Source organism: Actinoplanes sp. NPDC089786 (assembly GCF_040684855.1).
Classification (GTDB): Bacteria; Actinomycetota; Actinomycetes; order Mycobacteriales; family Micromonosporaceae; genus Actinoplanes.
The window spans coordinates 243,001-268,662 of record NZ_JBFBGU010000009.1; the positions used below are offsets into that span (position 1 = coordinate 243,001).

The following is a 25,662-nucleotide window of genomic DNA, read 5'->3' on the forward strand; positions in this document are numbered from 1 at the left end:
GTGACGTTCTCGATCGTTATCCACAGGCGCGCACAAGCGCCACCTCACTTGACGCAAAGTAACCACCCGACGACAAGACAAATTCGAGCGCCAGTACTGGCAGTAAAGCGCACAAATAGTGCATAATATGTCTTATGCAGCAGGAACCGGTCATCACGCTTGTCGAGGAGTTCCTAGCCGCCCGCGCGGTCCGCAAGCCGTCCGTGCACACGCTTCAGGCGTACCGCCGCGATCTCACCCTGGTCCTCGCCCACCTGCCGAACGTGAATCGGATTGACGACCTCTCCCCCCGCCTGCTGCGTTCGGGTTTCGCGAAGTTCGCCGCCACCCGCGCCCCCGCTTCCGTCTACCGGGCCTGGTCGAGCTGGAACGCGTTCTTCACATTCCTGGTGACCGAGGGCGTGGTGGCGGGCAACCCGATGTCGGCGGTCGACAAGCCGCGGGTGGCGCTGCCCTCCCCCAAGCCGTTGCGTGGCGAGGACACCCCGGAGCAGTTGCTCACCGCGGTGGCCGTCCCCGATCAGCGTCAGCGCAACCCGTGGCCGGAGCGGGACCTGGTGGTGATCGCGCTGGCGTTGTGTGCGGGGCTGCGGTTGTCCGAGCTGCTGGGGCTGCGGACGGGAAGCTTCGTGGGGCGCCCGGGTGAGCGGCGGGTCGAGGTGGCCGGTAAGGGTGGCCGGCCGCGTACGGTGCCGATCGAGCCGGAGCTGGACGCGGTGATCGAGGCGTACCTGGCGAGCCGCGCCTTGAGGGCCACCCGCACCGAGAAAGCCCTGTTGGTGGACCACGAGGGCGAGGCGCTGAAGCGGGGCGGGTTGCAGTATCTGGTGTCGTCGGCCTACCGGCGGGCGGGTGTCAACGATCGGGTCCCCCGTGGTGCTCAGCTGCATGCTTTGCGTCATACGTTCGCGACGCGGCTGGCTGAGGACGGGGCGAACGCGTCGGAGATCATGCGGTTGCTGGGGCACGCGTCCTTGACCACGTCGCAGAACTACATCGAGGTGACGGCGGCGCAGCAGCGCGCGGCCGTCCGGGCGAACCGGACGAACCGCGCGCTGAACGGGCTGACCGGAAAAGCAACGGGCTGACCGGAAAAGCAACAGGCTGACTGGTTTAGCGATGGGCTGACCGGTAAGAGCAGGGCCCTGAGCTACGCGACCGCGAGCTTGACCTCGATGTTGCCGCGGGTGGCGTTGCTGTAGGGGCAGACCTGGTGGGCCTGCTCGAGCAGTTCCTGGGCCTTGGCCGGGTCGACGTTGGGCAGTTCGGCCTCGATGGCGGCGTTGAGGATGAAGCCGGGGGTGCCGTCGGGCTTGGGGCCGATGCCGACGTCGACGGTGATGGCGGTGTCGGTGAGGTCGACGTTGTGCTTGCGCGCGACGAGTTTGAGGGCGCCGTGGAAGCAGGCGGCGTAGCCGGCGGCGAAGAGCTGTTCGGGGTTGGTGAGAGCGCCGCCGGGTCCGCCCATCTCCTTGGGCACGGCCAGGTCGAGGTCGAGGACGCCGTCGCTGGATCGGGTGTGTCCGGAGCGGCCGTCGCCGGTGGCGGTGGCGGATGCGGTGTAGAGCGCGGACATGGGTGCCCCTTTCAGATGGTGAGGGTGCGTGCGGAACTGCTGATGCGGCTCAGCAGGTGGTGCAGCAGGGTGGCTTCGTCGAGGGTGATGCCGAGGTCGCCGAGGGCGCAGGCCAGCCGGTGCGGAAGGTCGCGGGCGCGTTCCTTCAACGAGTCGCCGAGTGAGGTGCTGGTGATGGTCACGGTGCGTTCGTCGGTGGTGCCGCGGGTGCGGGTGACCAGGCCGGCGGTTTCGAGGCGCTTGAGGAGGGGCGAGAGGGTGCCGCTGTCGAGGCGCAGGGCGTCGCCGAGGTCGCGGACGGTGACGCTCCCCCGCTTCCAGATGACGACCAGGGCGATGAACTGGGGGTAGGTGAGGCCGAGGTCGTCGAGGGCCGGACGGTAGGCCGAGGTGATGGCGCGGGAGGCGTTGTAGAGCTCGAAGCAGAGCATCTGTTCCAGTCCGGTGTCGGCCACGCCGGAAACGATAGCCCACAATCAAGTTGTGCACAACCAAAGAGCGATTTGGGTACGGCGGCCACTCCGTGTGATCATGCCTTGGTGCCAGAAGTACGTTTTGTGCAGCTCTCCCCCGCTGCCATGACCGCCCTGATCCACGGTGACCTGGTGGCCGCCGGCGCCGCCGCCGGAACGCCGCTGTCGCAGTTCCTGGCCGACGAGGCCTGGCTGTGGCGGGTGCGGCGCGACGACATCAGCAAGAACCCGGCGGCCGCCGAATGGGTGGCGCGGGCGGCGCTGGACGCGGAGACCGGCCAGGTGGTCGGGCACGGCGGCTTCCACGGTCCGCCGGACGAGAACGGGACCGTGGAGATCGCGTACTCGGTGGATCCGGCCTTCTGGCGGCGGGGTTACGCGACCGCGATGGCCCGGTCGCTGATCGCCCGGGCCGCGCGCGACGATCGGGTACGTGCGGTGCGGGCCAGCGTCCGCCCGGACAACCGGGGCTCCCTGGCGACGATCGCGAAGTTCGGCTTCCGCAAGATCGGTGAGCAGTGGGACCCGGAGGACGGCCTGGAGCATGTCTTCCTGAAGACCCTGGACGACTAGGGACCAGGTCTCAGAGGCAGGCGTCAGAGGCCGGGCTGCCGCACGTTGACCAGCAGCGGGCGGTGGTCGGAGATGCCGGCGTGCGGGTTGCGCACGTCGACGACCTCGCCGAGCCGGCCGCCGCCGCGCGGGTCGAGCAGGATGTGGTCGAGCTGCGCCTTCGGCGAGGGGCTGGGGTACGTGGGGAGCTTGGCCAGGCTCCGCCAGCCGGTGAACGCTCGGACCGGCCCGCCGGGCATGTTCAGGTCGCCGATCAGCAGCCGGGGCGCGGGTAGCGCGCGCAGGGCGCGGACGGCGTGGCGGAGCTGGCGGACGTTCCAGCCGGGCACGAACGACAGGTGGGTGTTGCCGACGGTGAGCGGGCCGGCGGGGGTGTCGATGACGGCGGCGATCAGCACCCGGGGCTCGTCCTTGAGCAGGATGGGGCCGCGGCCGGGGATCCAGACCGGGGAGCGGACCGGGGCGCCGGGCAGCCGGGTGATCTGCCATTGGCTCACCGGCCAGCGGCTGATCAGGGCGATGCCGTAGAGGGGGTGGGCGTCGTCCTCCTCGCTGCGCCAGGGCCGCCAGGTCTCCCCCGGGGTGCCGGCGACCGCGGCGGCGAAGCGGTGGGTGGGTGCGCCGAGGGCCTCGGCGGCGATGGCGGTGAGGTCGAGCAGGCCGCTGCGGGGCTGGGCGCGGTCGACCTCCTGGAGGGCGAGGATGTCGGCGTCGAGGTCGGCGACCGAGGCGGCGACGCGTTCGGCGTGCACCTCGCCGTCGCTGAGGGATCGCCCGTTCAGCAGGTTGAAGGTCGCGACGCGCACGGGTGCGACCCTATCGGCGGCGGTGATCGCGAAGATCACGGGTGGTATGAATGCCCCATGAGCGACGACCTGAGCGGCCTGATCGCCCGGCTGGAGGAGCAGGAGCAGCGGCTCGTCCTGCCCCGCTTCGAGCACGCGGACGCGTGGTCGCTGGGCTCGCTGCTGGTGGAGCTGGCGACCGGGCGGGGGCTGCCGGTGACGATCGACATCCGGCGGGGTCGTCAGCAGCTGTTCCACGCGGCGCTGGCCGGGACGGTGGCCGACAACGACGAGTGGATCGCCCGGAAGGTGCGGGTGGTGGAGCGCTACGGGGCGTCGTCGTTCCTGGTCGGCCGGCGGCTGGCCGCCAAGGGTCAGGACCTGGACGCCGGGATGGGTGTTGATCCGGCCGAGTACGCCGCGCATGGTGGCGCGTTCCCGGTGCGGGTGCCCGGTGCGGGGGTGGTGGGTGTGGTGACGGTGTCGGGTCTGCCTCAGGCCGACGACCACGCGCTGGTGGTCGAGGCGTTCGAGGAGTGGCTCAGGCGGCGCGGGTGATCTGCACGCCGGTGATGTCGGTGACGGCCAGGCGCGAGGCCATGGTGCTGCGGCCGGCGATCTGGGCGGCGTAGGCGGCGCGGCGGCGGGCGACCACGCCGTCCTTGCCGGTGGCGTGTTCCTGCTGCTCCATGTGCGTGGCCAGGCCGTTCTTGAGCAGGGCGAGGGCTTCGGTACGCAGCTGCGAGACGCGTGACTCGGTGACGCCCAGCTCGGCGGCGACCTCGGACAACGGCCGCTCCTGCAGGAACGACGCCTCGACGACGAAGCGCAGGCGCTCCGGCAGCACGGCGACGGCGTCGTGCAGGTAGCCGATGCGCTCGCGGTGCAGCAGCATCTCCTCGGGGTTGAGGGACGACTCGGTGACCATGTCCTCGGCGGTGCCGGTGGTGAAGCCCTGCAGGGACAGCACGGCGGCGCGCTGCACGTCGTCGTCGGCGGCGACGAGCTCGCTGACACCGACGCCGAGCAGTTCGGCCAGCTCGGGCTGGGTCGGGGTGCGGCCGAGCTTGGCGCTCAGCTCCTGGCGGGCGGTCTCGGCGCGGCGGGCGCGGGAGCGGACCGAGCGGGTGGCCCAGTCCATCGAGCGCAGCTCGTCGAGCATGGCGCCGCGGACGCGCATGGCGGCGAAGCGGCCGAACGGGATGCCCCGGGTCTGGTCGAAGCCCTGGGCGGCGGTGACCAGCGCGGCGTAGCCGGCCGAGGCGAGGTCGTCGCGGTGCACGTGGGCGGGCACCTTGAAGAGCATCTCGCGGACCATGTGCCCGACCAGCGCCATGTTGTCGCGGATCAGGCTCTCCTGGGCGCGGGTGACGGTGTTGGCTGCGGTCATGGCTGGTTCCCCCTCGTCGTCGTCGCCGCTTACCGGCTGACGGGAGGGAACTTTTCGTTGCGGAGGGTGCAGCTAGTGGTCACTCACGGTTGCTGACTGGTTGTAACCAAAAAAGCGGGTCAGAACTTCTTCAGCTGAGCAACCAGCCGTTATCGAGGGCCAGGCGGACGGCTTCGGCGCGGGTCCGGGCGCCGGTCTTGCCGATCGCCGACGACAGGTGGTTGCGCACCGTGCCCTCGGACAGCGACAGGTCCCGGGCGATGTCGGCCACCGTGCCGCCGTCGCGGGCCGCGCGCAGCACGTCGGTCTCCCGCTCGGTCAGCGGCGAGTCGCCCTGGGCCAGGGACTGGGCGGCCAGCGCGGGGTCGACCACCCGCAGGCCCTCGTGGACCCGGCGCACCGCGTCGGCCAGCTGCCGGGCCGGGGTGTCCTTCACGATGAACCCGCTGGCCCCGGCGGCCATCGCCTGTCTCAGGTAGCCGGCCCGCCCGAACGTGGTCACCATCAGCACCCGGCAGCCCGGGGCGGCGGTGCGCAGGGCCCGGGCCGCGGCCACGCCGTCCAGGCCGGGCATCTCCACGTCCAGCAGCGCCACGTCGGCGCCCTGGGCCAGCGCGGCGTCGACCACCTCGTCGCCGCGGCCGACCTCGGCCACCACCTTCAGGTCGGGCTCCATGTCCAGCAGAGCCGCCATCGCGCCCCGGACCAGGGCCTGATCGTCGGCGAGGAGCAGACGGATCATGAGGGCACCTCCACCCGTACCCGGAAGCCGGGTCTGTCCTCGCGGGCGCCCACGGTGAGCGTCCCGCCCAGCTGTTCGGCCCGCCGGCGCAGGCCGGGAAGGCCCTGCCCGTCGGACGCGGGATGGACCGGGCCCACCCCGTCGTCGAGGATCTCCACGCTGTCCGGGCCGAGCCGCACCTCGGCCCGGGTGGCCTTGGCGTGCCGGACGATGTTGGTGACCGCCTCCCGGATCGTCCAGGCGAACAGCTCCCGCACCCGGGTCGGCACCTCGTCGGCCGCACCCGGCAGCGCGGCGTCGACGTTGGCGGCGGCCAGGGCCTCCCGGGCGGCGGCGATCTCCCCGGGCAGCGAGATGCCGCGTACCCCCAGGGCGGTGGAGCGGACGTCGGCGAGCGCGTCGCGGGCCAGGCTCTCCAGGTCGCGCAGCTCGGAGCGGGCCTTGTCCAGGTCGACGTCGAGCAGCCGCTGGGCCAGCTCGGCCTTCACGGTCACCACGGTCAGCGAGTGGCCCAGGATGTCGTGCAGGTCGCGGGCGATGCGGTTGCGTTCGTTCTGCACGGCCAGCTCGGCCAGTTCCTCCTGGGTGGCGGCCAGCCGGCGCTGCCGTTCGGCCGCCAGCCGGATCCCGAAGCTGGCCAGGCCGCCGAGCAGCGCGGCCAGCCCGTACCCGTTGTCCTCCCAGCCGGTGGTCAGCCGGGCCAGCAGTTCCGTGCCGACCACCAGGACCACGACGAACGGCCCGCCCTGGGCGATCGGCAGGGCCATCGCCGCGGTGGCGGCGATGTAGGTGACGCAGGGCAGGGCGTGGAAGCCGGCGGCCGGGATCTGCAGCGCGAACAGCGCCAGCATGGCCAGCAGCACCAGCCAGGCCCGGGTCGTGACCCGCCGGCCGCCGGCCCAGACCGCGCCGGTGCTGTCGTGCTCGCTCAGGCGCAGCCGGCGCAGCAGGGAGACGCCGCCCAGGTAGGCCGCCGCGAACCCGGCCAGGGCGGCCAGGCCCAGGTCACGGGCCCAGCCGTCCGGGCTTCGCCACAACGCGGTGAGGTTCTCGTTGAGGTAGAACAACCACGCGGCCGCGAAGATCCAGCCGTGCCGCCAAGGCCTCATGGATGTGAACCTAGTACCCGATCAGACCCGGGCGGTGTCGCGGCGGAACCGCCAGATCGCGCCGCCGGCGAACACCGCGGTCCAGGCGATCACGTTGAGCGCGGCGATCCACAGGTTCCCGTCGTGCACGAGCGGGTAGCGGGCGATCTCGCCGACGCCGTACACCGGGGTGAACTTGGCGATCGTGGCGAAGGTGTGGCCGAAGGTGTCGACCGGGGCGAACAGCCCGCCCGCGAAGGACAGCACGGCCAGGGCCGGCCCGAGGATCTGCATGACGTTCTCGCTGGGCAGCAGGTATCCCATGAACAACCCGAACGCCCCGAACACCAGGGAGCACACCCAGGCCAGCAGGCCGCACTCGATCCAGGCGTGCAGGGGCAGCTCGGCGCCGGCGAAGGCGCCGACCACCATGGCGACGGTCACCGAGATCGCGCCGATGACCATCGCCAGGCTCAGCTTGGTGGCGATGTAGGCGATCGGCTTGAGCGGGGTCAGCCGCAGCTGCCGCGACCAGCCGGCCGCGCGTTCCAGCGACACCATCGCGCCGCCGCTGGTGGCGGCCAGCATGGCGCCGTACACGGCCATGCTGACCAGGATGTACCCGGTGACGTTGCCCTCGCCGGCGCGCTGGGTCCTCAGGTCGCCGCTGGTGCCGAAGAGCAGGAAGAACACCGCCGGCAGGATCAGCGTGAAGATCACCGTGCGGCGGTTGCGGGCCATCCGGCGCAGCTCGAGCGCCAGCAGCCGGGGCGAGAAGCCGCCCAGGGCGGGCAGCGAACGCTCTTGCACAACAGTCATGACGACGCCTCCTCGGAGGTCAGGGTGAGGAACGCCTCTTCCAGGTTGCGGGAGGTGATCTCCAGGTCCCGGGCGGCGGTCTCGGTCAGCAGGTGCCGCGCGACCGGGTCGGTGTCCTTGGCCTGCACGTGGATCTGGTCGCCGCGCACCTCGGCGGTCTCCACCCCGGGCAGCGCCAGCAGCTGCTCGCGGGTCGCGCCGGGCAGGGTCGCGCGCAGCGTGCGCCCGGCGGCCAGGGCTTTCACCTCGGCCGCGGTGCCGTCGGCAACCACCCGGCCGCGGCGGACGAAGACGATCCGGTCGGCGTACGCGTCGGCCTCGTCCAGGTAGTGGGTGGCGAAGATGACGGTTCGCCCGCCGCTCGCGTCCTGGCGGATGGCCTGCCAGAAGTCGTGCCGGCCGGAGACGTCCATGCCGGTGGTCGGCTCGTCCAGGATCAGCAGCTCGGGGTCGGGCAGCAGGGCCATCGCGAACCGCAGGCGCTGCTGCTCGCCGCCGGAGCACTTGCCGACCAGCCGCTTGCCGATCTCGGTCAGGCCGGCGCGGTCCAGCGCGGCGTCGACGTCGGCGCGGCCCCGGCCGAACAGCACCGCGGTCAGCCGTACCGTCTCCTCGACGGTGTAGTCCTTGAGCAGGCCGCCGGTCTGCATGACGGCGGAGACGAGACCGAGCGCCACCGCGTCCTGCGGCGCGCGCCCGTAGACGCTGACCCGGCCCGAGTCCGGGCGGGACAGGCCGAGCAGCATGTCGATGGTGGTCGTCTTGCCGGCCCCGTTCGGTCCGAGCAGCGCCACCACCTCACCGGGGCGGATGGTCAGGTTCACCCCGTCGACCGCGGTGACCGCCCCGTATCGTTTGACGACGCCGTCCATGTCGACGGCCCGAGCAACCGGTGTTGCCGTAATGGTCATGCCCTCACTGTGGAGCGTGACGCGCGCCCGGAAGAGGGTCACGCGTCACGTCCCACCCATGACAAATGTCAGTTCTGCTCGTCGACCTTGTCCGGGCCCCGCACGCCGAGGGTGTGCAGCGGCCCGTCGTCGGTCTCCTCGGCCAGCAGCGCCAGCACCAGGTGGCCGGAGCCGACGCCCTCCTGGCCCAGCCGCAGCGCCTCCCGGAACGACAGCTCCAGGACCTTCTTGGCGTGCGCGTCGAACGGGATGAGCGCGGGCAGGTCGTCCACCCGGCCGGGCACGGTGATCTGCTCGCGGCTGACGCCGGCCGCGGCCAGCAGCCCGCCGCCCTGCGAACCCGGGTCGGCCAGCAGCGCGAGGATGAGGTGGGCGGGCACGATTTCGGCGTGCCCGCCCTTCCGGGCCTCCTCCTGCGCGCCGACCACGGCGCGGCGGGCCGCGTCGGAGTACCGGCTGAACTGCTGGGCCGGGTCGACGTCCTTGGCGACGAACCGTTTCTGCGCCGCCTGCTTGGACACGCCCATGCTGGCGCCGATCTCGGTCCAGGACGCGCCGGAGCGGCGGGCCTGGTCGACGAAGTGCCCGATCAGATGGTCGGCCAGGTCGCCGAGGTGGTCGCCGAGGATGACGGCGCCGGACAGCCGCTCCAGCGGCGATTCGTGGTTGGTGCTGACGGCCGTGATCAGGTCGTCCAGCCGTACCGGAGGATGGGTCTGGGTCATGCCGTCAACCATAGGTTGACGAAACATCGGCGTCAACCCGAAGTTGACGGCGCCCAGTGGTCGAACGACGCCTCCACCACGCCCTCACCACGGGTCACCCCCGGCACCAGCCGGCGCAGGTCGACCACCCGGGCCGCCGGCACGTGGGCCGACACCACACAGATCGGCCCCTCGAACGACGTCGCCAGCGGCACCCCGCGCACCTGGCCCACCACCGGCAGCACCGCGGTCAGCGTGTCCGCCGGGATCTCCAGCCGCACCGCGTCCACCGGCTCACACACCCGCGTCCCCGCGTCCCGCAACGCCGCCGCCAGCACCAGCGGCGTCAGGTTGCGGAAGTCGCCGGCCGTGCTCGACATGCTCTTGTCGAACGTGGCGTGGCTGTGCGACTGCCGCGCCCAGTAACCCGCGTGCGTCATGAAGATCGCCACGTCGGTCACCGCCCAGCCGTGCGGCCCCCGTTCCAGGGCCTTCGGGATCGTCTCCTCGACCGCGCGGAAGAACGAGTACGGCATCGACCCCAGCTCCACCTCCAGCCCGAACGTCACCCCGGCCCCGGGCGGCAACGGCTCCACCCGCAGGCCCACGGTGGCCAGATACGGATTCGGGTCAACGGCGATCATCCGGTACGCCGCTCCGCTCCCGGCCGGCCGCTCGATGCAGATCGTCGAGGTGTCCCGGAAGGTGACCGCGATCCCGTACTCCTCGGCCAGGGTCGCCTCGATCACCTCCTTCTGCACCTCGCCGTAGAGCGACACCGTGTCGTCGGCCCGCAACCCGATCAGCGGATCCTGCTCGGCCAGCTGGGCCAGCGCCTGGTGCAACGCCGTCCGGTCCCGGTCGTCGACCGGCTCGACCACCGCGGACAACGTGGGCGGAGAGAACGAACGTTCCTTCTCTCCGCCGGGAAGGGGAACGACGCCGACCGGGTCGCCGATCCGCGCCCGGGACAGGCCTCTGGCCACCGCGATCTGCCCGGCCCCGACCTCAGCCGCGCCGTTTACGCCGAACACGTCCAGGCCGGTGACCCGGTCCTCGCCGACCCGCTCCCGCACCCGCAGGACACCGCCGAACATCCGGACGTAGGCGAGTTTCTCCCCGGACGGGCCGCGCTCCACCTTGAACACCGTCCCCGACCGCGCCCCGCCCGGGTCACCGCCGGCCGCGGGCAGCAGCGTGACGATGCCGTCGATCAGCTCATCGACGCCGGCGCCGGTGATCGCCGAGCCGAAGAAGACCGGGTGCACGGCGCCGGCCCGGGTCTGCTCGCACAGAGCCGGCCACAGATCCGGGGCGGCGCCGCCGTTCACGAACGCTTCCAGCAGGGCGTCGTCGTGCTCGGCGAGCACGTCCAGCGGCGGGTCGATCGCGGTCACGCTCGCTTCCCGCGTACCCAACGCCTTGACCGCCGTGACCGGCACCCCGGCCGGAGTGAGCCGCTGAGCGATCTCCCGCAGCAGATCGTCGTCGCGCGCGCCGCGCCGGTCGACCTTGTTCACGAAGATCAGGTACGGCAGGCCGAGACGGTGCAGCGTGCGGGCCAGCACCCGGGTCTGCGCCTGCACCCCCTCGACGGCCGACACCACCAGCACCACACCGTCGAGCACGCCGAGAACCCGCTCCACCTCGGCGATGAAGTCGGGGTGACCGGGCGTGTCGATCAGGTTGACGCTCGTGTCGCCAAGGCGGAACGACACCACCGCGGCCTTGATGGTGATGCCGCGGCGACGTTCCAGGGCGAGCGAGTCGGTGCGGGTGCTGCCCGCGTCGACGCTGCCGATCTCGTCGATGACACCGGCGGCGTGCAGCAGCCGCTCGGTGAGGCTGGTCTTACCGGCGTCGACGTGCGCGAGGATGCCGAGGTTGAGCGAAGTCAAGCGAACAGTCCCTGTCGTAGGCGGAGATACCTTCCGGGGTAGACAGAGAAGTCGCTCGCATGACAGCGATGGTTGCCCGGCCACCATCGGCCGGGCAACCCATTTACGCGCCGCGCTCGGCCGCGGAGCGCTCCACGCAGAACTCGTTGCCGGCCGGGTCGGTCAACGTCACCCATCCGGTGCCGTCCGGCTTGCGGTGGTCCTCGAACAGCTTGGCGCCCAGCGCGATCAGCCGGTCCACCTCCTCGTCGCGGGTGCCACCCGGCTGCACGTCCAGGTGGACCCGGTTCTTGATGGTCTTGGCCTCGGGCACCCGGACGAACAGCAGCCCCGGCGCGCCCTCGACCATCGCCTCGTCGTCGCCGGGCTCGTCGTCGGCGCCCAGCGGCGACCCCACCACCTGGCTCCAGAACCGCGCCAGCTCGTACGGCTCGTAGGGCGGCGCGACGTCGATCGTGATGTGACGAACCACAGAAGTCATACCGGCCATTGTGTCGCCGGACGGTTCAGCGGATGAACCGGACCTCGGGAAACGCCGGGCTGGGCCGCTCGAGCAGCCGCTGCCGGCGGCCACGCAGGTGCAGATCGAAGAACGCGAGGGGGTACGCCTGCTGGATGCGCGTGGCGTGGCCCGCGTCGAGAGTGCCGATCCACTCGATCAGCTCCTCGTCGCTCATCCCGGTGATCCTCGCCAGCTGCGTGAGCAGCGTCGGATTGTCACAGTAGGAACCGTGCGCCGCCCCGCACGCGTGCATGGTCAGCCGCCACCCGCGCAGCAGCGACCACAGGGTGTCGACCGGCTCCGTGCCGCGGACGGACTCCGCGGTCATCAGCATGAACGGCCGGTCGATGGCCGTGGGCCGCGGCTGCGACTCCATCGGGCCGTCCAGGCTGAGCCCCGCCCGTACCCGCCGGTCGATGTTCATCACCAGCGCGGCCGAGGTCCCGCCCTTCGACCAGCCGGCGATGCCGACCCGGCGCAGATCCAGCGCCGCGGCCGAGACCGGGCCGAGGGCCAGGTCCTCGACGCGGTCGAGCACGAGCACCATGTCGTGGGCCGAGTCCCACGGCGTGAACGACCCCTCGTCCGGCACGGAGAGCCGGCCGCCGGGGAACTCGGTGTAGGCGTCGCCGGTGTGATCCACCGTGACCACCACATAGCCGTGGCTGACCAGCTCCTGCACCATGGTCGTGGCCTCACCGCGGTGACCGTCGTTGCCGTGCGAGTAGAGGATCACCGGGTGCCGGCCGGCCGCGACCGGAGCACCGAGCCGGCCGGCCGTGACCGGCGCCAGCGCGACATCCGGGTCGAACCCGACGGCTCCCAGCAGGGCCCGGGTCGGCGCCGGGAGCAGCCACTCGGCCCGCCGCCGATGCGAGACCCGGGCCGGATACCAGACACTGGCCATCAGCTCACGGGCGCCGGTCAGGTGCCACGGCACGACGCCGATCGGGTGCGGCCCGGTCGGCCGGGGCAGCCGGAGCCGCGGCGGCGCGGCCAGCGCGGGCCCGGCGCCCAGCGGCACCGCCGCCCCGGCGGCCAGCGCGGCGGCAAGCAGGCTTCGACGGGTGATCATCGGTCCTCCCGGGTGGTCTCGACACGTGCGATCAGTTGCTTGAGCTGGCCGATCTCCTCGGCCAGGGCGGCGTCGCCGGCGCCGGTCAGGGTGATCCAGGTGCGGCCGCGTCTGCCCTCGTAACCCTTCTCCAGGTTCACCAGGCCGGCCGCCTCCAGCACGCTCAGGTGCTTCGACAGGTTCCCGGCGGTCAGGTCGAGCTGCGTACGCAGATAGCCGAACTCCACCTTACGAGCCTCGTGCGCGATGGTCAGGATGCCCAGCCGCACCCGCTGGTGCACCACCTCGTCGAGGCCGTTGGCCGGGTGGGCGTCGGACGCCGGGGTCGGCGCGGTCATCGCCGCCGCCGGGCGACCGCGAACCCGATCCCGCCGAGCAGCAGGACGGTGCCGTTGATGATCTGCTGAGGCAGGAACTCGGTGCGGATGTTCGAGTGCATCTGCCAGCCGAAGTCGACCGGCACCAGCGCCACCGCCAGGTAGGCGAGCGTGAACACCAGCAGGGCCACGTTGCGTTCCAGCCAGGCCAGCACCAGCAGCGCCAGCCCGATGACGCCCCACGGCGCGATCAGCCGGTCGAGGAACAGCACCCAGCCCGGCGTCGGGTCCAGCGACACGGGCGGGTCGGGCAGGTTGGCCCGCACCACGAACCACGTCACCGTGAACAGCACGGTCAGGACCGCGCCGGTGATCACGTACGGCATGACGCGAGCGCCCACCCCCCGCGTGCGGGCGACCCGGACATAAAGAAGGGCGATGATCGCGTACGCGATCAGCAGCGCCACCGGCCAGAAGAACAGCACGCCCTGGCGGTCGAACGAGCACGACCCGCTCGGGTCGTTGTTGACGCAGTCCACCTTCATGCCGAACACGTCGAAGGGGATCGCCAGGAACGTCACGCCCGCCAGCACCAGCAACGCGACCCAGGTCACGCGCTGATCGAGACGGACCTTGCGCGCGAGGTCGCGCGTGTCAGCCAGCAGCCGGCGGGGATCCCCGCCGGCCGGAACCGAATCAGTGGTCATGCCAATAGGTTTCCACAGCAAACCGATTGGCGCTAGTGCGGCCCGTAAACTGGATCGCATGTCGTGGACCGCGGACCAGCTCGACCTGATCGGCCGCAGCGACGAGCTGGAGATCCTCACCCGCCGCTGGACCCCGATCTGGGCGGTCACCACCGCCGGCCAGGTCTACGTGCGCACCTGGCACGCCCGCGACACCGGCTGGTACGGCCACGCCGTGCGCACCGGCCGGGCCCGCATCCGGGTCCCCGGCCTGGAGACCGACGTGACGGTGGCGGCCACGACCGAACGCCGCGCCGAGATCGACGGCGCCTACCGCGACAAGTACGCCCGCTACGGCACCGGCGCCGTCGGCCCGATGGTGGCCGACGCGGCCGCCGCCTCGACGCTGCTCCTGAGTCCCGCCGGCGCGGCCGGCGCGAGGTGACGCGCCGGCGTGCCGGAAAATCGACCCGTGACGACGACTCCTTCCCCCTCCCTGCACTACTACGTGGTCCACGACCGGGCCGGCGAACCGGACGGGTTGCTGGCCGAGGAGTTTCTGCTCGCCGTCGACCACTCCTCCGCGGGGCTGTTGAGCGGTTTCTGGAGCCGGCGAGAGAGCGGCTGGCGCGACGGCGCGGACACCAGCCGGCGCCTGCGCCTCGACGCCGACCTGCGGGCCCGGGCGGTCACGGTCGGCCGGGAGGCGGCGGCGGAGCTCCATCGAAGCGTGTGTGGTGTCGATCTGCCGGATGAGGCCGCGTTGCGGGCGTGCTTCGGCGACCTTCCTGCTCCGTCGCCGCCCCCTCTGCGTCTGAGCGGGCCGGAAGCCACCCCGGGATTCCGCGAGACCCGCGTCTATCGGATCCTGTTCGTCAACGAGCTGACCGGCGACGGCCTTGAGGCGCTCAGCAGCGCGTGGCAGATGCCGGTCACCGGTGACCTTGCCGATCCCGAGGTTCGAGTCCTGGGCGCGGTGCGTCGCCAGGTGGCCGGTGACGCCTTCCGCTGGGATCTGCGCCGAGTCGCCGCCGGCGCCGCCTGGGGCCTGGACGTGACCTGCGATCTGGCGGGCGAACGCGACGAGGCGGTCGGCGTGCTGCTGTCCGGCCTGACGTCGCAGATGCGGCAGCAGGGGCTGATCCCCGTCACCATCGACCGATTCCGCTGAGGCGTTCAGCCCACCGCGTCCCCCGCACTCACGCGAGACACGCGTCACGGCCCGGGGAATCGCCTGGCTCGCGGGCCGCCACGCCGTCCCGGTGTCGCGGTTGGGGACCACGTCGCTCGTACCCAACGAATCAAGGGTGATCGCTGTCCAGGCCCGATGTCAGCGGTCGGCGAGCTCCCGCCCGGCGGTCACGGCGGCCTCGTGCGCGGCCTTCTTGAGCAGCTCGGCGGCCTCCAGGAACGGATCCATGGCCGGGGTGACGCCGGCCAGGGTCAGCTCCCGCTCGATCAGCGTCAGCTCGGCGCCCCACACGTCCTCGACGATGCGGCGCAGGTACGCGGTGTTGTGGTCCCAGCCCTCACGGGGCGTGCCCGGGCCGTAGCCTCCGCCCCTGGTGGTCAGCACGATCGCCGGGCGGCCGTCGAGCAGCCGCTCGCTGGGCGACTCGGCGCCGGCCAGGACCAGGTCGACCCAGGTCTTCACGTGCTGCGAGACGCCCCAGTTGTAGAGCGGCAGGGCGAGGATCGCGGCGTCGGCGTCGCGCAGCTCGGCGGCCACCGTACGGGCCAGGTTCTGCGCCGTGCGCTGCTCGTCGGTCTTCGACTCATCGGGGGTGAAGTTGGCGCCGATCGCGGTGGCCCAGGCGTCGGACGGCAGCGGCTCGGTGCCCAGGTGGCGGCGGACGAAGGTGGTGTCCGCCCGGACGGCGGTGAACTCGGCCTCGGCGAGGTCGGCGAGCTCGCTGCTGGCCGAGCGGGGACCCTGGATGCTGGCGTCGATACGCAGAACGGACATCGGTGGTTACTCCCACGGATAGGGGGCTTGAATGTTCAATCCCAGAGTGCTCCTGTCTGCGTTGAATGTTCAAGTCCCCCGTAGAATGACCTCTGTGACGAGTCCCACCCAGCGGGTCGAATGGCTGACCGACGACGAACGCCACGCCTGGATGATGCTGGCGGGCGTCCTGATGAACCTGCCCCCGGCGATCGACGCCCAGCTCAAACGCGACTCCGGGCTCAACTTCTTCGAGTACTCGATCCTGGTCGCGCTGTCCCGCCCGATGAACCGCACCCTGCAGATGTCGATGCTGGCCCAGACCGCCGGCGGCTCCCTGTCCCGGCTGTCGCACGCGGTCAGCCGGATGGAGAAGCAGGGCTGGGTCCGCCGCCGGGTGAACAACGACGCCGAGGTCCGCTGCGTCGAGGCCGTGCTCACCGACGAGGGCATGGAACTGCTGCGCTCGGCCGCGCCCGGGCACGTCACCGAGGCCCGCCGCCTGGTCTTCGACGCGCTCAGCCCCGAGCAGGTCGGCCAGCTCTTCGAGATCGGCCGGGCCCTGCTCGGCCAGGCCAACCCGGACGGCTGCGGGGCGATGGAACGAGTGATCGCCGAAGGTTACTGAGCAAGCATGTCGAGATCGCGTGGACAGCTTCGTCCCTGGGGTGTCAGACCGAGAGATCGAGAGGACCACGACATGAAGTACCTGCTGATCGTCGACTACCGGCCCGGCGTCGACGACACCCCGATGGAGCAGTGGAAACCGGCCGAGGTGCAGGCGCACATGGACTACTACCAGGCGCTGAACAAGCAACTGCTGGAGAACGGCGAGCTCGTCGGCGGCTTCGCCCTGCGGCCGCCGGACACCGCGAAGACCGTCACCTCCGACGGCCGGACGCCCGACGTGGTCACCGACGGCATCTACCCCGAGACCAAGGAGATCCTGGCCGGCTTCCAGACCGTCGACGTGGAGTCCGAGGAACGCGCGATCGAGATCGCCAAGCTCGTCTCCCAGGTCCCCGGCCCCGGCGGCGTCCCGCTCGGCCAGCCGATCGTCGTGCGCCAGGTGATGCACGAGTTCGCCGAGGAATGAGCGACGCCACGATCGAGGACCTGCTGCGTACGAACGCGCCGCAGGTCCTCGCGGTCCTCGCCCGCCGCTACGGCGACTTCGCGGCCGCCGAGGACGCCACCCAGGAAGCGCTGATCGCCGCCGCGAAACACTGGCCGGCCGACGGCGTGCCGGACAACCCGCGCGGCTGGCTCATCCAGACCGGCGCCCGCAAGCTGCTCGACCAGATCCGCAACGAGCAGGCCCGCCGCCGCCGCGAAGACCTGGCCGCTGTCAACGACCTGCCCGGCGTTCCCGTCCAGCACGACGACACGCTGGCACTGCTGCTCATGTGCTGCCACCCCGCGCTCACCCCGGCGTCGGCGATCGCGCTGACCCTGCGCGCGGTCGGCGGGCTGAGCACGGCCGAGATCGCCCGCGCGTTCCTCGTCCCCGAGACCACCATGGGCCAGCGCATCAGCCGCGCCAAACAACGGGTCAAGGACACCGGCGCGGTCTTCGCCGAACCCGCGGCCGAGGAGCGGGAGGCCCGGCTGCGGCAGGTCCGGCACGTGCTCTACCTGATCTTCAACGAGGGGTACGCGGCCAGCACCGGAACCGCCGTCCACCGCGCCGACCTCGCCGCCGAGGCCATCCGCCTGGCCCGCCTGCTCCCGCCCGACGCCGAATCGGGCGGCCTGCTCGCCCTCATGCTGCTCACCGACGCCCGCCGCCCGGCCCGCACCGACGCCTCCGGCGGCCTGGTCCCGCTCGACGAACAGGACCGCAGCCGCTGGGACCGGGCCCGCATCGCCGAGGGCACCGCGCTGCTCAACCGCGTCGCCGGCACCGCCGCCCCGGGCGAATACCAGGTCCAGGCCGCCATCGCCGCCCTGCACGACCGCGCCCCCACCGCCGAGGACACCGACTGGCCCCAGATCGAGGCCCTGTACTCGATGCTCGACGACACCAACCCGGTCGTCGCCCTCAACCGGGCCATCGCCGCCGCCATGATCCACGGCCCGCAGCATGGCCTCGACCTGATCGCGGGCCTGACCCTGCCCGGCCACCGCCTCGCCGCCGCCCGCGCCCACCTGCACGAACGGGCCGGGCACCGGGACGCCGCCCTGTCCCACTACAAGCAGGCGGCCGAGCTGACGACCAGCATCGCCGAGCGCGACTACCTGATCCTGCGCGCGTCCCGCCTGCGCCACCAGAACTAGCAGCGCAGCCGCGGCCAGGCACCCATCGGGCCCACCGTAATCAACCACGCTCGATAAAGTCGCCCCATGCCGACCTACACCGGCGCCGACGGGGCGCACCTGCACTTCGACGACACCCAGCCCGGCTCGGCCGAACCGGTCATCGTGCTGGCCGGCGGCGCCGCGCTCGACCCCGGCTACCTCGGCGACCTGGGCGGGCTCTCGGTCCGGCTGATCATCCCCCACCTGCGCGGCACGGGCTCGTCACCGCTCTCCGGCGACGCCTCCTTCTGGGGCCAGGCTTCGGATGTCGAGGCCCTGCGGGTGCGGCTCGGGCTCCAGCGGGTGGTCCTGCTGGGCCATTCGGCGGGTACGCGGCTCGCGCTCGCCTACGCCGTGCAGTACCCCGACCGGGTCAGCGCCCTGGTGCTGGTCACACCACCGGCCTGGCACCTGGTCGACGTACCCGAAGACATGCCCGGCCTGATCGCCGCCCGCGCCGGCGACGACGTGTTCGCCGCGGCGCTCGCCCACCGCGAAGCCGGGCCCCGCTCGCCGGAGGACTTCCAGGACTGGACGCTGCGCACCGCGCCGGTCGCCTACGCCGCATGGGGGCCGGCCGAGCAGGCCCACGCCGCCGGCATGATCGCGAACTACCCCGCCAACCGGGCCTACTTCAGCGTCGACGCGCCCGACGACTGGGCCACCAGGCTCGCCGCCGTGACCGCGCCGGTGCTGGTCGTGGCTGGCGCCCACGACTGCTCGACGGGCGCGGCCCAGCCGGTGGCCCTGGCCGACCTGTTCCCCCACGGCGAAGCCGTGACCATCGACAAGTCCGGCCACTTCCCGTGGGTCGAACAGCCCGCCTCGTTCCGGGCCGCCGTCGACCCGTGGCTGCAACGCGCCGTCACCGCGTCCTGGTACTGGGACTTCGGCGTCCGCCAGGCCCGCGGCGAATCGCCCACCTACGAGCGGCTGTCCTACGCCGTGGCCGCCGACCCGACGGTGCTCGACCTGCTCACCTCGCTGCCCGAACCCAAACGGCAACCCAACCTGCTGTACGGCGTGGTCCGCCTGCTCGGCGGCCCGGTCGACGAGGTGGCCGAATTCCGCGACTTCGTGGTCACCCACTGGGACAAGATCGCCGCCGAGATGCGTACCCGGGCGACCCAGACCAACGAGGCCGGCCGCACCGCCCTGCTGCTGCCCCTGCTCGCCGCGCTGCCCCAGCCGATCGCCCTGATCGAGGTCGGCGCCTCCGCCGGCCTCAACCTCTACCCCGACCGGTACGCCTACCAGTACAACGACGAACCCGTCATCGGCGCCGGCGCCCCACTGCTCACCTGCGCCGCCACCGGCCTGACCCCGCCCACCACCCGGCCCGACGTGGTCTGGCGCGCCGGCCTCGACCTCAACCCCCTCGACGTCACCGACCCCGCCGACGTGGCCTGGCTCGACGCCCTGATCTGGCCCGAACACGCCGACCGCCGCGCCCGCCTGCACGCCGCCGTCGAGGTGGCCCGGGCCGACCCACCCCATCTGACAAGAGGCGACCTGCTCACCGACCTGCCCGCCCTGGTGTCCCAAGCTCCCGCCGGCGCCACCGTGGTCGTCCTCCACTCGGCGGTGCTCTACCAGGTCCCCCAGCCGGCCCGCGACCGTTTCCTGGCCCTGGTCCGCTCGCTGCCCGTCCGCTGGATCTCCATCGAGTCCACCGGCACCCTGCCCTTCGACGACCTGCCCGCCGGCCCCGACAACCTGGCCTACAACGTGCTCGCCCTCGACGGCCACGCCGTCGCATGGACCCACGGCCACGGCCGCGCGCTCACCTGGTTCGGTCCCGCCCCCGAGGTCATCGCAGCCGCGGCAGCACCGCCGGCCGGCCCGCCGGCCGCTCCCGCACCACGGGGTCGCTGACCAGCTCCACCGCCCACATGGAGAGCTCGGCGCGGTCGGCGGGTTCGTGCCGGCGCGCGGACCATGGTCGACGCGAGCGGGCGCGGTCACCGCGGCAAGATCGGCAGCGAGGTCGTCACCGCACTCTCCAGAACCTCCAACAAGAAGAGCCACGCCCTGGTGTCCGGAACCCGCTCATCGGCCCACCGCCGCCGCGTCGCCTCGTCCCCGGGCAGCAGCAGGGTCCCGATCGCCGTCCGCGCCTCCTCGACGTCCACCGTTCTCCCCGCCTGTGGATAGTTCACAACCCCGCCACATCCAAGCGCTACATTCCCGACCCACCCATCCGGGGCGGGGGTGGCGGCGGACACGCGTGTCGATCTTGAAATTTCGCCACGCCGATGACACTGCCGACGCGCTGGTCACGGCCGTCGTCGAGTGCCTCGGCCGGCTCGGTGTCACTCCGGCGATCCGCCAGACGCCGCGGCAGCCGGAGCACCCAGGCAGAGCTGGTGATTACCGTCGGGCGCGGAGACATCCCGGCCGTACCCTCGACGACGGGGCCCTGAGCCAAACTGGCCGGGCGGTCGGCGGCTGGTGGAACCGCGAGGACGATGCCGGCCCCGGCCGCCCGGGGCCGCCCGGGCCGGCATCGACGCCAAGGTCACCACCAAGAACAGCTGACCGCTAGAGTGCGGCGTCATGGCCGAGGGGCAGATCAATCCGGGCAGCGGCCGGCGGGTACGGGCGACGTACATCGTCATCGGCGCCGGCACGCTGATCGCGACGGCGTTCATGTTCTCGCTCCCGGTCTACTTCTCCGCCACCGATCCCGCCGACGCGTCACCGTCCATTGTGGCTCTGGGCATCGCGGCCGCCTCGGTCACGCTGGCGTTCCTGCTGGCGGCGGTGGTCCAGGGCGTGCTGGCGGTCGGGAACGACCGGGTGGACCTGCCGCGGGTACGCGCCTCGGCCCGGATCGCCCGGATCGGCGGCTACATCGGCTGGTGTGGCGCGCCGACGCCTCTGGTGCTGGGCACGCTTCTGTACTTCGTCGCCGACGACGGTTTCGGTGTCATGCTCGGCCTGATCTGCACCGTCTGCTGCCTGATCCCGGCCTGGGTCAGCGGCACCACGTTCCGCCTGGCGACCCGTCTGTCACACGCCCGCCCGACATGACCAGCACCCGGTCGGCGATGCGGATCGTGGACGGCCGGTGGGCGATGATCAGGGCGGTACGCCCGGCCAGCACGGTCCGCATGGCGTCGTGGATCTGCCGCTCGGCCGGGATGTCGAGCGAGGACGTCGCCTCGTCGAGGATCACCACCGACGGGTCGGCGACCAGCACCCGGGCCAGCGCGAGCAGCTGCCGTTGCCCGGCCGACAGGCGACCGCCGCCCCCGGCCAGGCGGGTGTCGTAGCCGTCGGGCAGGCCGGTGACGAACCGGTCGGCGCCGACGGCGGTCGCGGCCGCCTCGACGCCGGCCCGGCCGACCCCGGGACGGCCGAGGGCGATGTTCTCGGCCACGGTCGCGGTGAACAGGAACGCCTCCTGGGGCATCATCACCACGTTGCCGCGGAGGTCGCCGGTGGCCAGGTCGCGCAGATCGGCCTCGTCCAGCAGGACCCGGCCGCCGGTCGGGTCGTAGAGCCGGGCCACCAGCTTGACCAGCGTGGACTTGCCGGATCCGGTGGCGCCGACGAGCGCGACGATCTGCCCGGCCGGAATCACCAGGTCGAGCCCGGGCAGCACGGCCGGGCCGTCGCGGTAGCCGAAGCGGACCCGGTCGAAGCGCACCGTGCGACCCCGCTGCCCGGCGGGACGTTCCGGCAACCGGGCCGGGTGGATGGGGTCCTGGACGGTGGGTCGCCGGTCCAGGATGCCGGCGATCGCGCGCAGGGACGCCGAGGCCGACTGGTACGCGTCCAGCACCCCGCCGAGCCGGAGCGGTTCGTCGTAGAGACGGCGCAGGTTCAGCACCACCGCGGCGAACACGCCCAGCTCGACTCCGCCGGCGGCGACCCGGTAGGCGCCCCACAGCACCAGTCCGGCGACGGCGACGTTGGCGACCAGCCGGGAGGCGGTGACGTAGCGGGCCATCTCCAGGCCGGCCCTGCCGTTGAGGCGCTCGTGGTCGCCGTTGAGGCCGGCGAAGGCCGTACCGTTGGCCCTCTCCTGTCGCAGGGCCTGGACGGCGCGGATCCCGGCGAACGTCTCGGCGGCCTTGGCGGTGACCGCGGCGAGGGCCTCCGACCGGCGGGTGTAGACCGGCGCCGAGCGACGCCGGAAGGTACGCATCGTCGCGTACAGCGGCACGATGACGGCCAGCGCCGCCGCGCCCACCGGCGCGTCCAGGTAGAGCAGGGTGGCGGTGATGGTCACGGTGGACAGGCCCGCCGTCACGATCTGCCCCGCGCTGCCGTCCAGCAGCTCGCGCAGGGCGTCGACGTCGCTGGTGGCGCGTGAGGTGAGCCGCCCCGAGGTGTAGCGCTCGTGAAAATCAAGATCAAGATCCTGCGCGTGTACGAAGATCAGGCACCGGAGGTCGGCCAGCACATCCTGGCCGACGCGGGCCGAGAGCCGGACGAACCCGTACTGGGCGGCCCCGGACACCGCCGCACACAACAGGTACCCGGCCGCGACGGCGACCAGCGGGCCGGCGTCATGCGCGCGCAGGGCCGGCACGGCCCGATCGAAGGCGTACGCCACCAGCAACGGCCCGGCCAGCAGCGCGCCCTGCCGCATCAGCAGGACGGCCGCGGCCACCCCGACGCGCCGGGCGTGCGGCCTCAGCAGGGACCCGAGCAGCGCCCGCGCCGTCACCGCCCCGCCACCGGCGTCATCAGGGCCGCGTACTCGGCGTTGGTCCTCAGCAGCTCGGCATGACTTCCGGTGGCGGCGATCCGGCCGCCGGACAGCAGCGCCACCCGGTCGGCGAGCAGCACGGTCGACGGCCGGTGGGCCACGATCAGGGCCGTCGTGGTGGCCAGCACCCGGCGGAGCGCGGCCTCGATCAGCGCCTCGGTGCCGAGGTCGAGGGCCGAGAGCGGATCGTCGAGGACGAGCAGACGAGGCCGGGCGGCGACCGCGCGGGCCAGGGCCAGCCGTTGCCGCTGCCCGCCCGACAGGGTCAGTCCCTGTTCGCCGAGCCGGGTGTCGGCGCCATCCGGCAACGCGTGCACGAACTCGTCGGCCCGAGCGATGCGCAGCGCCCGCTCGAGCTCGGCCCGGTCGGGTGTGCCCGTACCCATCAGAACGTTGTCGGCGACGGTGCCCGTGAACAGGGTGGGTTCCTGGAACGCGACGGCGACCAGCCCGCGCAGCCGGTCGCGGGGCATGGTGGCGATGTCGGTCCCGTCGAGGGTGATCCGCCCCGAGTCCGGCTCGAACAGGCGCGGCACCAGCGCCACCACGGTGCTCTTGCCGCTGCCCGTGGCACCGGCCAGGGCCACGCTCTCGCCCGGCTCGATCCGCAGGCTGAACCCGTCGAGCGTGGCCGGACCGCCGGCGTGGCGGAACCCGATCCGGTCGAACACCAGCCCCGCCGGCGACCGGTCCTCCCGGTGCGAAGGCCCGTCCCGTGGTGGGTCGGCGGCCGCGGGCGTGTCCATGACCTCCAGGTAGCGATCGGCCGCGGCGGCCGCCTCGGCGCCGGCCGCGAGCAGCCCGCCGGTGGAGTCCACCGACGGTTTCACCGCCAGGGCGATGGCCACGACCGCCAGCAGCGTCCCCGCCGACACCGTGCCCTCGGCCACCCGCACCACGCCCAGCACCAGCGCCGCTGCCATGGCGACGTCGGGCAGCACGGACAACAGCATCGACACCAGCGCCAGCCGACGAGCCTGGCCCAGCTCGGTCTCCCGGAGCCGGTCGGCCAGCCGCCGGAACCGGCGCGCCTGCTCACGGTGGAGCCCCAGCCCTTTGACGACCCGAATCCCCAGAATCGACTCCCGCACGGCGGTGGCCACCTCACCACCCTGGTCCTGCGCCCGCCGAGCCTCCGCGGCATAGCGGGCCTCCAGCCGGGCGCCCACCACCAGCAGCACCGGGACCGGCGCCAGCAGCACCAGACCCAGCAGCCAGTGCTGAGCCGGCAGAAGCACCGCCCCGACCACCAGCGTCACCGCGTCGACCACCAGGAACGGCAACGCCCCGGCCAGAAACCCGTGCAGCAGCCGCAGGTCGGTCGTGGCCCGCGACAACAGCTGCCCGGACGACCACTTCTCGTGTACGCCCACCGGCAACCGCTGCACCCGCCGATACAGCGCCTGCCGCATCTCCGCTTCCACTCCGGCCAGCGGACGTGCCACCGCCGCACCCCGAAGATCCCGGCCTCGGCCACCCCGAGCACCAGCAGCACCCCACCGCCCAGCCACACCCCGCGCGGTTCCCGGTGCGCCACCGGCCCGTCCGCGATCCACTTCAGCACCAGCGGCATGACCAGCCCCAGAACCGACGCGACCGCGGACAGAACAGTCGCCGCGCCCAGGCGCCCACCAACCGGCCGCACCCACGGCCACAGCCGCCCCAGCGACCGCACCACCGACCGAGCACCCATGATCCGCATCAGCCGCACACGCTAGAAGCCGCCGCCCTCCGGCACACCCCAATAACGTCGTAGCCGGCTCGTAGCGTGGACTCATGCAGGAGACCAAGCTCTGCCCCCGCTGCCGGAAACAGCGTGACCTGAAGGACTTCGCCGGGAAGGCCGGCCTGCTCAAGTCCTGTCGCCCATGCCTGGATCTCGCCGTGACAACCAACCGCCGACGCCGGGAACGGATCGGCGCCGTCGGTGTCCGCGCCGCCAATCTGAGGGACAAGTACGGCATCACGGCCGAGGACTACGACGCCCTGCGGCTGGCCCAGGGATATCGGTGTGCGATCTGTGGACGGCACGAGGACGAGATCCCGGCCAGCGGCGCCGGCCGGCCTCGCCGCGACGGTCAACCCGCCGCGCCGGCGTTCAGATTGGTGGTTGACCACTGCCACGCGACGCGCCGGGTTCGCGGCCTTCTCTGTGCCGGCTGCAACGCCGCGATCGGGCACTTCCGCGACAGCGAAGTCACCCTGCTCGCTGCGATCGCCTATCTGCGCAACTCCTGAACCATTTCCTACCTACTCGTGGGGAAACCACATAGCGGTCATTATGGTGCGTGGGCGTTATGTCGGTTTCTGGGATTAACGGATTACTAGTAATAGCAATCCAGCAATCCGGGCGTGTCAGCAATCGGCCTGGGTCTTGTGTGGAGGAACGCCGCGCGGATGGCTCGGATCGCTTATGACGGACAGGACGCCGCCGCGTTCGCGGACACCCGGCATCTGGCCGCGGCCGCCCTTGACTCGTGGCTCGCCGCGGATCAAGCGGATCAACAAGGTCCGGCTGTACCGGCCGGCCGCCGGTGACCCCGATGCGTACCCGCGGCTCGGCCCGGCGTTGTCGCGGCCGATCCGGTGGGACATCATCGCCGAGCAATACGACCAGATGATCAAGTACGCGACCGCGATCCGGGCTGGCACCGCGAGCACGGAAGCGATCCTGCGCCGCTTCACCCGCGTCAACGCGATCCACCCCACCTACCAGGCGATGATCGAGGTGGGCCGGGCGCAGCGCACCATCTTCGTTGCCCGTTACCTGCGCGACCGCGACCTGCAACGCGAGATCAACGAGGGCCTCAACGTCGTCGAGTCCTGGAACCGGGCCAACAGCGTCATCTCCTACGGCAAGGGCGGCGACATCGCCACCAACCGCCGCGACGAGCAGGAACTGTCGGTGCTGTGTCTGCGGGTGCTGCAGGCCGCCTTGGTCTATATCAACACCCTGATGGTCCAGGATGTCCTCGCCGACGACGAATGGGCTGCCCAGCTCACCGACGCCGACCGGCGCGGATTGACCCCGTTGTTTTGGACGCATGTCACCCCGTACGGGGAGGTGAAGCTGGACATGAGTAGCCGTCTGTCGCTGCGTATCTGACGAGTAACGCCGATGGCCTCGGTGGGGTGCACCCGGTCCTCTTCCACTTCGGTG

The 25,662-nt window shown here is 72.0% G+C and carries 29 protein-coding genes and 2 pseudogenes; 13 read left to right on the forward strand and 18 right to left on the reverse strand.

All coding sequences use genetic code 11. The features are described 5' to 3' along the window. Positions 1-134 precede the first annotated feature (134 nt). Positions 135-1,088 carry a tyrosine-type recombinase/integrase gene (locus AB0O15_RS25840; RefSeq protein WP_364323138.1) on the forward strand — a complete coding sequence of 318 codons (954 nt, stop codon included), beginning with the start codon at positions 135-137 and terminating at the stop codon, positions 1,086-1,088. Positions 1,089-1,150: 62 nt separating this feature from the next. Here the strand turns inward: AB0O15_RS25840 and AB0O15_RS25845 are convergent, their stop codons facing one another. Both AB0O15_RS25845 and AB0O15_RS25850 read right to left on the reverse strand, forming a co-directional pair. Then, a complete protein-coding gene (locus AB0O15_RS25845; protein WP_364323141.1) occupies positions 1,151-1,576 on the reverse strand; it encodes an organic hydroperoxide resistance protein in 426 nt (141 codons plus the stop codon). An 11-nt stretch (positions 1,577-1,587) separates the two neighbouring features. Next, positions 1,588-2,031 carry a MarR family transcriptional regulator gene (locus AB0O15_RS25850; protein WP_364323143.1) on the reverse strand — a complete coding sequence of 148 codons (444 nt, stop codon included), beginning with the start codon at positions 2,029-2,031 and terminating at the stop codon, positions 1,588-1,590. A gap of 84 nt (positions 2,032-2,115) precedes the next feature. Between AB0O15_RS25850 and AB0O15_RS25855 the strand changes: the two genes are divergently transcribed. Beyond that, entirely contained in the window at positions 2,116-2,622 is a 507-nt protein-coding gene (locus AB0O15_RS25855; protein WP_364323145.1) for a GNAT family protein, read from the forward strand. Between the two features lie 23 nt (positions 2,623-2,645). Here AB0O15_RS25855 and AB0O15_RS25860 read toward each other — a convergent pair whose 3' ends face one another. Continuing rightward, on the reverse strand, positions 2,646-3,428 hold the full coding sequence (locus tag AB0O15_RS25860; RefSeq protein WP_364323148.1) for an endonuclease/exonuclease/phosphatase family protein: 783 nt from the start codon (positions 3,426-3,428) through the stop codon (positions 2,646-2,648). Positions 3,429-3,485: 57 nt separating this feature from the next. Here AB0O15_RS25860 and AB0O15_RS25865 point away from each other — a divergent pair, with 57 nt between their 5' ends. Beyond that, positions 3,486-3,965, forward strand: a complete 480-nt coding sequence (locus AB0O15_RS25865; protein ID WP_364323150.1) for a heme-degrading domain-containing protein — start codon at positions 3,486-3,488, stop codon at positions 3,963-3,965. Here the strand turns inward: AB0O15_RS25865 and AB0O15_RS25870 are convergent. The 11 genes from AB0O15_RS25870 to AB0O15_RS25920 form a co-directional block, all read right to left on the reverse strand. Further along, a complete protein-coding gene (locus AB0O15_RS25870; protein WP_364323152.1) occupies positions 3,949-4,797 on the reverse strand; it encodes a sigma-70 family RNA polymerase sigma factor in 849 nt (282 codons plus the stop codon). The two genes, AB0O15_RS25865 and AB0O15_RS25870, sit on opposite strands and share 17 nt — an antisense overlap. A 130-nt stretch (positions 4,798-4,927) precedes the next feature. Then, positions 4,928-5,539 (reverse strand): response regulator transcription factor, encoded by a 612-nt coding sequence (locus AB0O15_RS25875; protein WP_364323154.1) that lies wholly within the window; start codon positions 5,537-5,539, stop codon positions 4,928-4,930. Continuing rightward, on the reverse strand, positions 5,536-6,648 hold the full coding sequence (locus AB0O15_RS25880) for a sensor histidine kinase (RefSeq protein WP_364323157.1): 1,113 nt from the start codon (positions 6,646-6,648) through the stop codon (positions 5,536-5,538). The genes AB0O15_RS25875 and AB0O15_RS25880 overlap by 4 nt, the downstream gene beginning before the upstream one ends. Positions 6,649-6,669: 21 nt before the next feature. Beyond that, the gene (locus AB0O15_RS25885) at positions 6,670-7,446 is read right to left on the reverse strand and encodes an ABC transporter permease (RefSeq protein ID WP_364323159.1); all 777 of its coding nucleotides are present in this window, start codon (positions 7,444-7,446) and stop codon (positions 6,670-6,672) included. Then, positions 7,443-8,357: an ABC transporter ATP-binding protein gene (locus AB0O15_RS25890; protein ID WP_364323161.1), complete on the reverse strand. Its 915-nt coding sequence runs from the start codon at positions 8,355-8,357 to the stop codon at positions 7,443-7,445. Before AB0O15_RS25890 ends, AB0O15_RS25885 begins: the two co-directional genes overlap by 4 nt. Positions 8,358-8,425: 68 nt before the next feature. Then, positions 8,426-9,082, reverse strand: a complete 657-nt coding sequence (locus tag AB0O15_RS25895; protein WP_364323163.1) for a Clp protease N-terminal domain-containing protein — start codon at positions 9,080-9,082, stop codon at positions 8,426-8,428. A gap of 32 nt (positions 9,083-9,114) precedes the next feature. Beyond that, on the reverse strand, positions 9,115-10,959 hold the full coding sequence (locus tag AB0O15_RS25900; RefSeq protein ID WP_364323165.1) for a translation factor GTPase family protein: 1,845 nt from the start codon (positions 10,957-10,959) through the stop codon (positions 9,115-9,117). A gap of 103 nt (positions 10,960-11,062) precedes the next feature. Beyond that, on the reverse strand, positions 11,063-11,440 hold the full coding sequence (locus AB0O15_RS25905) for a VOC family protein (protein WP_364323167.1): 378 nt from the start codon (positions 11,438-11,440) through the stop codon (positions 11,063-11,065). A 25-nt stretch (positions 11,441-11,465) separates the two neighbouring features. Further along, positions 11,466-12,536 carry an acetylhydrolase gene (locus AB0O15_RS25910; RefSeq protein ID WP_364323169.1) on the reverse strand — a complete coding sequence of 357 codons (1,071 nt, stop codon included), beginning with the start codon at positions 12,534-12,536 and terminating at the stop codon, positions 11,466-11,468. Further along, positions 12,533-12,874 (reverse strand): transcriptional regulator, encoded by a 342-nt coding sequence (locus tag AB0O15_RS25915; protein WP_364323171.1) that lies wholly within the window; start codon positions 12,872-12,874, stop codon positions 12,533-12,535. Before AB0O15_RS25915 ends, AB0O15_RS25910 begins: the two co-directional genes overlap by 4 nt. Further along, positions 12,871-13,560 carry a hypothetical protein gene (locus AB0O15_RS25920; RefSeq protein WP_364323173.1) on the reverse strand — a complete coding sequence of 230 codons (690 nt, stop codon included), beginning with the start codon at positions 13,558-13,560 and terminating at the stop codon, positions 12,871-12,873. Before AB0O15_RS25920 ends, AB0O15_RS25915 begins: the two co-directional genes overlap by 4 nt. A 58-nt stretch (positions 13,561-13,618) precedes the next feature. Here AB0O15_RS25920 and AB0O15_RS25925 point away from each other — a divergent pair, with 58 nt between their 5' ends. After that, positions 13,619-13,984 (forward strand): DUF2255 family protein, encoded by a 366-nt coding sequence (locus AB0O15_RS25925; RefSeq protein WP_364323176.1) that lies wholly within the window; start codon positions 13,619-13,621, stop codon positions 13,982-13,984. A gap of 27 nt (positions 13,985-14,011) precedes the next feature. After that, positions 14,012-14,710: a hypothetical protein gene (locus AB0O15_RS25930; RefSeq protein ID WP_364323178.1), complete on the forward strand. Its 699-nt coding sequence runs from the start codon at positions 14,012-14,014 to the stop codon at positions 14,708-14,710. Positions 14,711-14,869: 159 nt separating this feature from the next. Here AB0O15_RS25930 and AB0O15_RS25935 read toward each other — a convergent pair whose 3' ends face one another. Then, positions 14,870-15,505: an NAD(P)H-dependent oxidoreductase gene (locus AB0O15_RS25935; protein WP_364323180.1), complete on the reverse strand. Its 636-nt coding sequence runs from the start codon at positions 15,503-15,505 to the stop codon at positions 14,870-14,872. 94 nt (positions 15,506-15,599) lie between these two features. Here AB0O15_RS25935 and AB0O15_RS25940 point away from each other — a divergent pair, with 94 nt between their 5' ends. The 5 genes and pseudogenes from AB0O15_RS25940 to AB0O15_RS25960 all read left to right on the forward strand — a co-directional run. Further along, positions 15,600-16,112, forward strand: a complete 513-nt coding sequence (locus AB0O15_RS25940; protein WP_364323182.1) for a MarR family transcriptional regulator — start codon at positions 15,600-15,602, stop codon at positions 16,110-16,112. A 72-nt stretch (positions 16,113-16,184) separates the two neighbouring features. Then, entirely contained in the window at positions 16,185-16,580 is a 396-nt protein-coding gene (locus AB0O15_RS25945; RefSeq protein WP_364323184.1) for a YciI family protein, read from the forward strand. After that, positions 16,577-17,761, forward strand: a complete 1,185-nt coding sequence (locus AB0O15_RS25950) for a DUF6596 domain-containing protein (protein WP_364323186.1) — start codon at positions 16,577-16,579, stop codon at positions 17,759-17,761. The genes AB0O15_RS25945 and AB0O15_RS25950 overlap by 4 nt, the downstream gene beginning before the upstream one ends. Positions 17,762-17,827: 66 nt before the next feature. Continuing rightward, positions 17,828-18,607: pseudogene (locus AB0O15_RS25955) on the forward strand (alpha/beta hydrolase); the annotation flags it as partial. 27 nt (positions 18,608-18,634) lie between these two features. Next, positions 18,635-19,579 (forward strand): annotated as a pseudogene (locus AB0O15_RS25960) (DUF2332 domain-containing protein); the annotation flags it as partial. Between the two features lie 164 nt (positions 19,580-19,743). On the opposite strand, the gene AB0O15_RS25965 reads toward AB0O15_RS25960, so the two are convergent. Beyond that, a complete protein-coding gene (locus AB0O15_RS25965) occupies positions 19,744-19,914 on the reverse strand; it encodes a hypothetical protein (protein WP_364323189.1) in 171 nt (56 codons plus the stop codon). A gap of 424 nt (positions 19,915-20,338) precedes the next feature. On the opposite strand from AB0O15_RS25965, the gene AB0O15_RS25970 reads away from it, so the two are divergent. Further along, positions 20,339-20,815, forward strand: a complete 477-nt coding sequence (locus AB0O15_RS25970; RefSeq protein ID WP_364323191.1) for a hypothetical protein — start codon at positions 20,339-20,341, stop codon at positions 20,813-20,815. Here the strand turns inward: AB0O15_RS25970 and AB0O15_RS25975 are convergent. Both AB0O15_RS25975 and AB0O15_RS25980 read right to left on the reverse strand, forming a co-directional pair. Then, positions 20,760-22,460, reverse strand: a complete 1,701-nt coding sequence (locus AB0O15_RS25975) for an ABC transporter ATP-binding protein (protein ID WP_364323194.1) — start codon at positions 22,458-22,460, stop codon at positions 20,760-20,762. The genes AB0O15_RS25970 and AB0O15_RS25975 overlap by 56 nt on opposite strands. Then, positions 22,457-23,947 carry an ABC transporter ATP-binding protein gene (locus AB0O15_RS25980; RefSeq protein WP_364323197.1) on the reverse strand — a complete coding sequence of 497 codons (1,491 nt, stop codon included), beginning with the start codon at positions 23,945-23,947 and terminating at the stop codon, positions 22,457-22,459. The genes AB0O15_RS25975 and AB0O15_RS25980 overlap by 4 nt, the downstream gene beginning before the upstream one ends. Positions 23,948-24,278: 331 nt before the next feature. On the opposite strand from AB0O15_RS25980, the gene AB0O15_RS25985 reads away from it, so the two are divergent. Further along, positions 24,279-24,740 carry an endonuclease VII domain-containing protein gene (locus tag AB0O15_RS25985; RefSeq protein ID WP_364323199.1) on the forward strand — a complete coding sequence of 154 codons (462 nt, stop codon included), beginning with the start codon at positions 24,279-24,281 and terminating at the stop codon, positions 24,738-24,740. A 175-nt stretch (positions 24,741-24,915) separates the two neighbouring features. Further along, entirely contained in the window at positions 24,916-25,608 is a 693-nt protein-coding gene (locus AB0O15_RS25990) for a Tn3 family transposase (protein WP_364323201.1), read from the forward strand. Positions 25,609-25,662 lie beyond the last annotated feature (54 nt).

What these genes read in the sequence shown, in the direction of transcription:
- AB0O15_RS25895 (WP_364323163.1), bottom strand. Translation starts at nt 9,082, where the DNA reads ATGACCCAGACCCATCCTCCGGTACGGCTGGACGACCTGATCACGGCC.
- AB0O15_RS25925 (WP_364323176.1), top strand. Translation starts at nt 13,619, where the DNA reads ATGTCGTGGACCGCGGACCAGCTCGACCTGATCGGCCGCAGCGACGAG.
- AB0O15_RS25945 (WP_364323184.1), top strand. Translation starts at nt 16,185, where the DNA reads ATGAAGTACCTGCTGATCGTCGACTACCGGCCCGGCGTCGACGACACC.
- AB0O15_RS25985 (WP_364323199.1), top strand. Translation starts at nt 24,279, where the DNA reads ATGCAGGAGACCAAGCTCTGCCCCCGCTGCCGGAAACAGCGTGACCTG.
- AB0O15_RS25935 (WP_364323180.1), bottom strand. Translation starts at nt 15,505, where the DNA reads ATGTCCGTTCTGCGTATCGACGCCAGCATCCAGGGTCCCCGCTCGGCC.
- AB0O15_RS25910 (WP_364323169.1), bottom strand. Translation starts at nt 12,536, where the DNA reads ATGATCACCCGTCGAAGCCTGCTTGCCGCCGCGCTGGCCGCCGGGGCG.
- AB0O15_RS25870 (WP_364323152.1), bottom strand. Translation starts at nt 4,797, where the DNA reads ATGACCGCAGCCAACACCGTCACCCGCGCCCAGGAGAGCCTGATCCGC.
- AB0O15_RS25905 (WP_364323167.1), bottom strand. Translation starts at nt 11,440, where the DNA reads ATGACTTCTGTGGTTCGTCACATCACGATCGACGTCGCGCCGCCCTAC.
- AB0O15_RS25990 (WP_364323201.1), top strand. Translation starts at nt 24,916, where the DNA reads ATGACGGACAGGACGCCGCCGCGTTCGCGGACACCCGGCATCTGGCCG.
- AB0O15_RS25875 (WP_364323154.1), bottom strand. Translation starts at nt 5,539, where the DNA reads ATGATCCGTCTGCTCCTCGCCGACGATCAGGCCCTGGTCCGGGGCGCG.
- AB0O15_RS25920 (WP_364323173.1), bottom strand. Translation starts at nt 13,560, where the DNA reads ATGACCACTGATTCGGTTCCGGCCGGCGGGGATCCCCGCCGGCTGCTG.
- AB0O15_RS25970 (WP_364323191.1), top strand. Translation starts at nt 20,339, where the DNA reads ATGGCCGAGGGGCAGATCAATCCGGGCAGCGGCCGGCGGGTACGGGCG.
- AB0O15_RS25840 (WP_364323138.1), top strand. Translation starts at nt 135, where the DNA reads ATGCAGCAGGAACCGGTCATCACGCTTGTCGAGGAGTTCCTAGCCGCC.
- AB0O15_RS25845 (WP_364323141.1), bottom strand. Translation starts at nt 1,576, where the DNA reads ATGTCCGCGCTCTACACCGCATCCGCCACCGCCACCGGCGACGGCCGC.
- AB0O15_RS25915 (WP_364323171.1), bottom strand. Translation starts at nt 12,874, where the DNA reads ATGACCGCGCCGACCCCGGCGTCCGACGCCCACCCGGCCAACGGCCTC.
- AB0O15_RS25950 (WP_364323186.1), top strand. Translation starts at nt 16,577, where the DNA reads ATGAGCGACGCCACGATCGAGGACCTGCTGCGTACGAACGCGCCGCAG.
- AB0O15_RS25880 (WP_364323157.1), bottom strand. Translation starts at nt 6,648, where the DNA reads ATGAGGCCTTGGCGGCACGGCTGGATCTTCGCGGCCGCGTGGTTGTTC.
- AB0O15_RS25865 (WP_364323150.1), top strand. Translation starts at nt 3,486, where the DNA reads ATGAGCGACGACCTGAGCGGCCTGATCGCCCGGCTGGAGGAGCAGGAG.
- AB0O15_RS25885 (WP_364323159.1), bottom strand. Translation starts at nt 7,446, where the DNA reads ATGACTGTTGTGCAAGAGCGTTCGCTGCCCGCCCTGGGCGGCTTCTCG.
- AB0O15_RS25890 (WP_364323161.1), bottom strand. Translation starts at nt 8,357, where the DNA reads ATGACCATTACGGCAACACCGGTTGCTCGGGCCGTCGACATGGACGGC.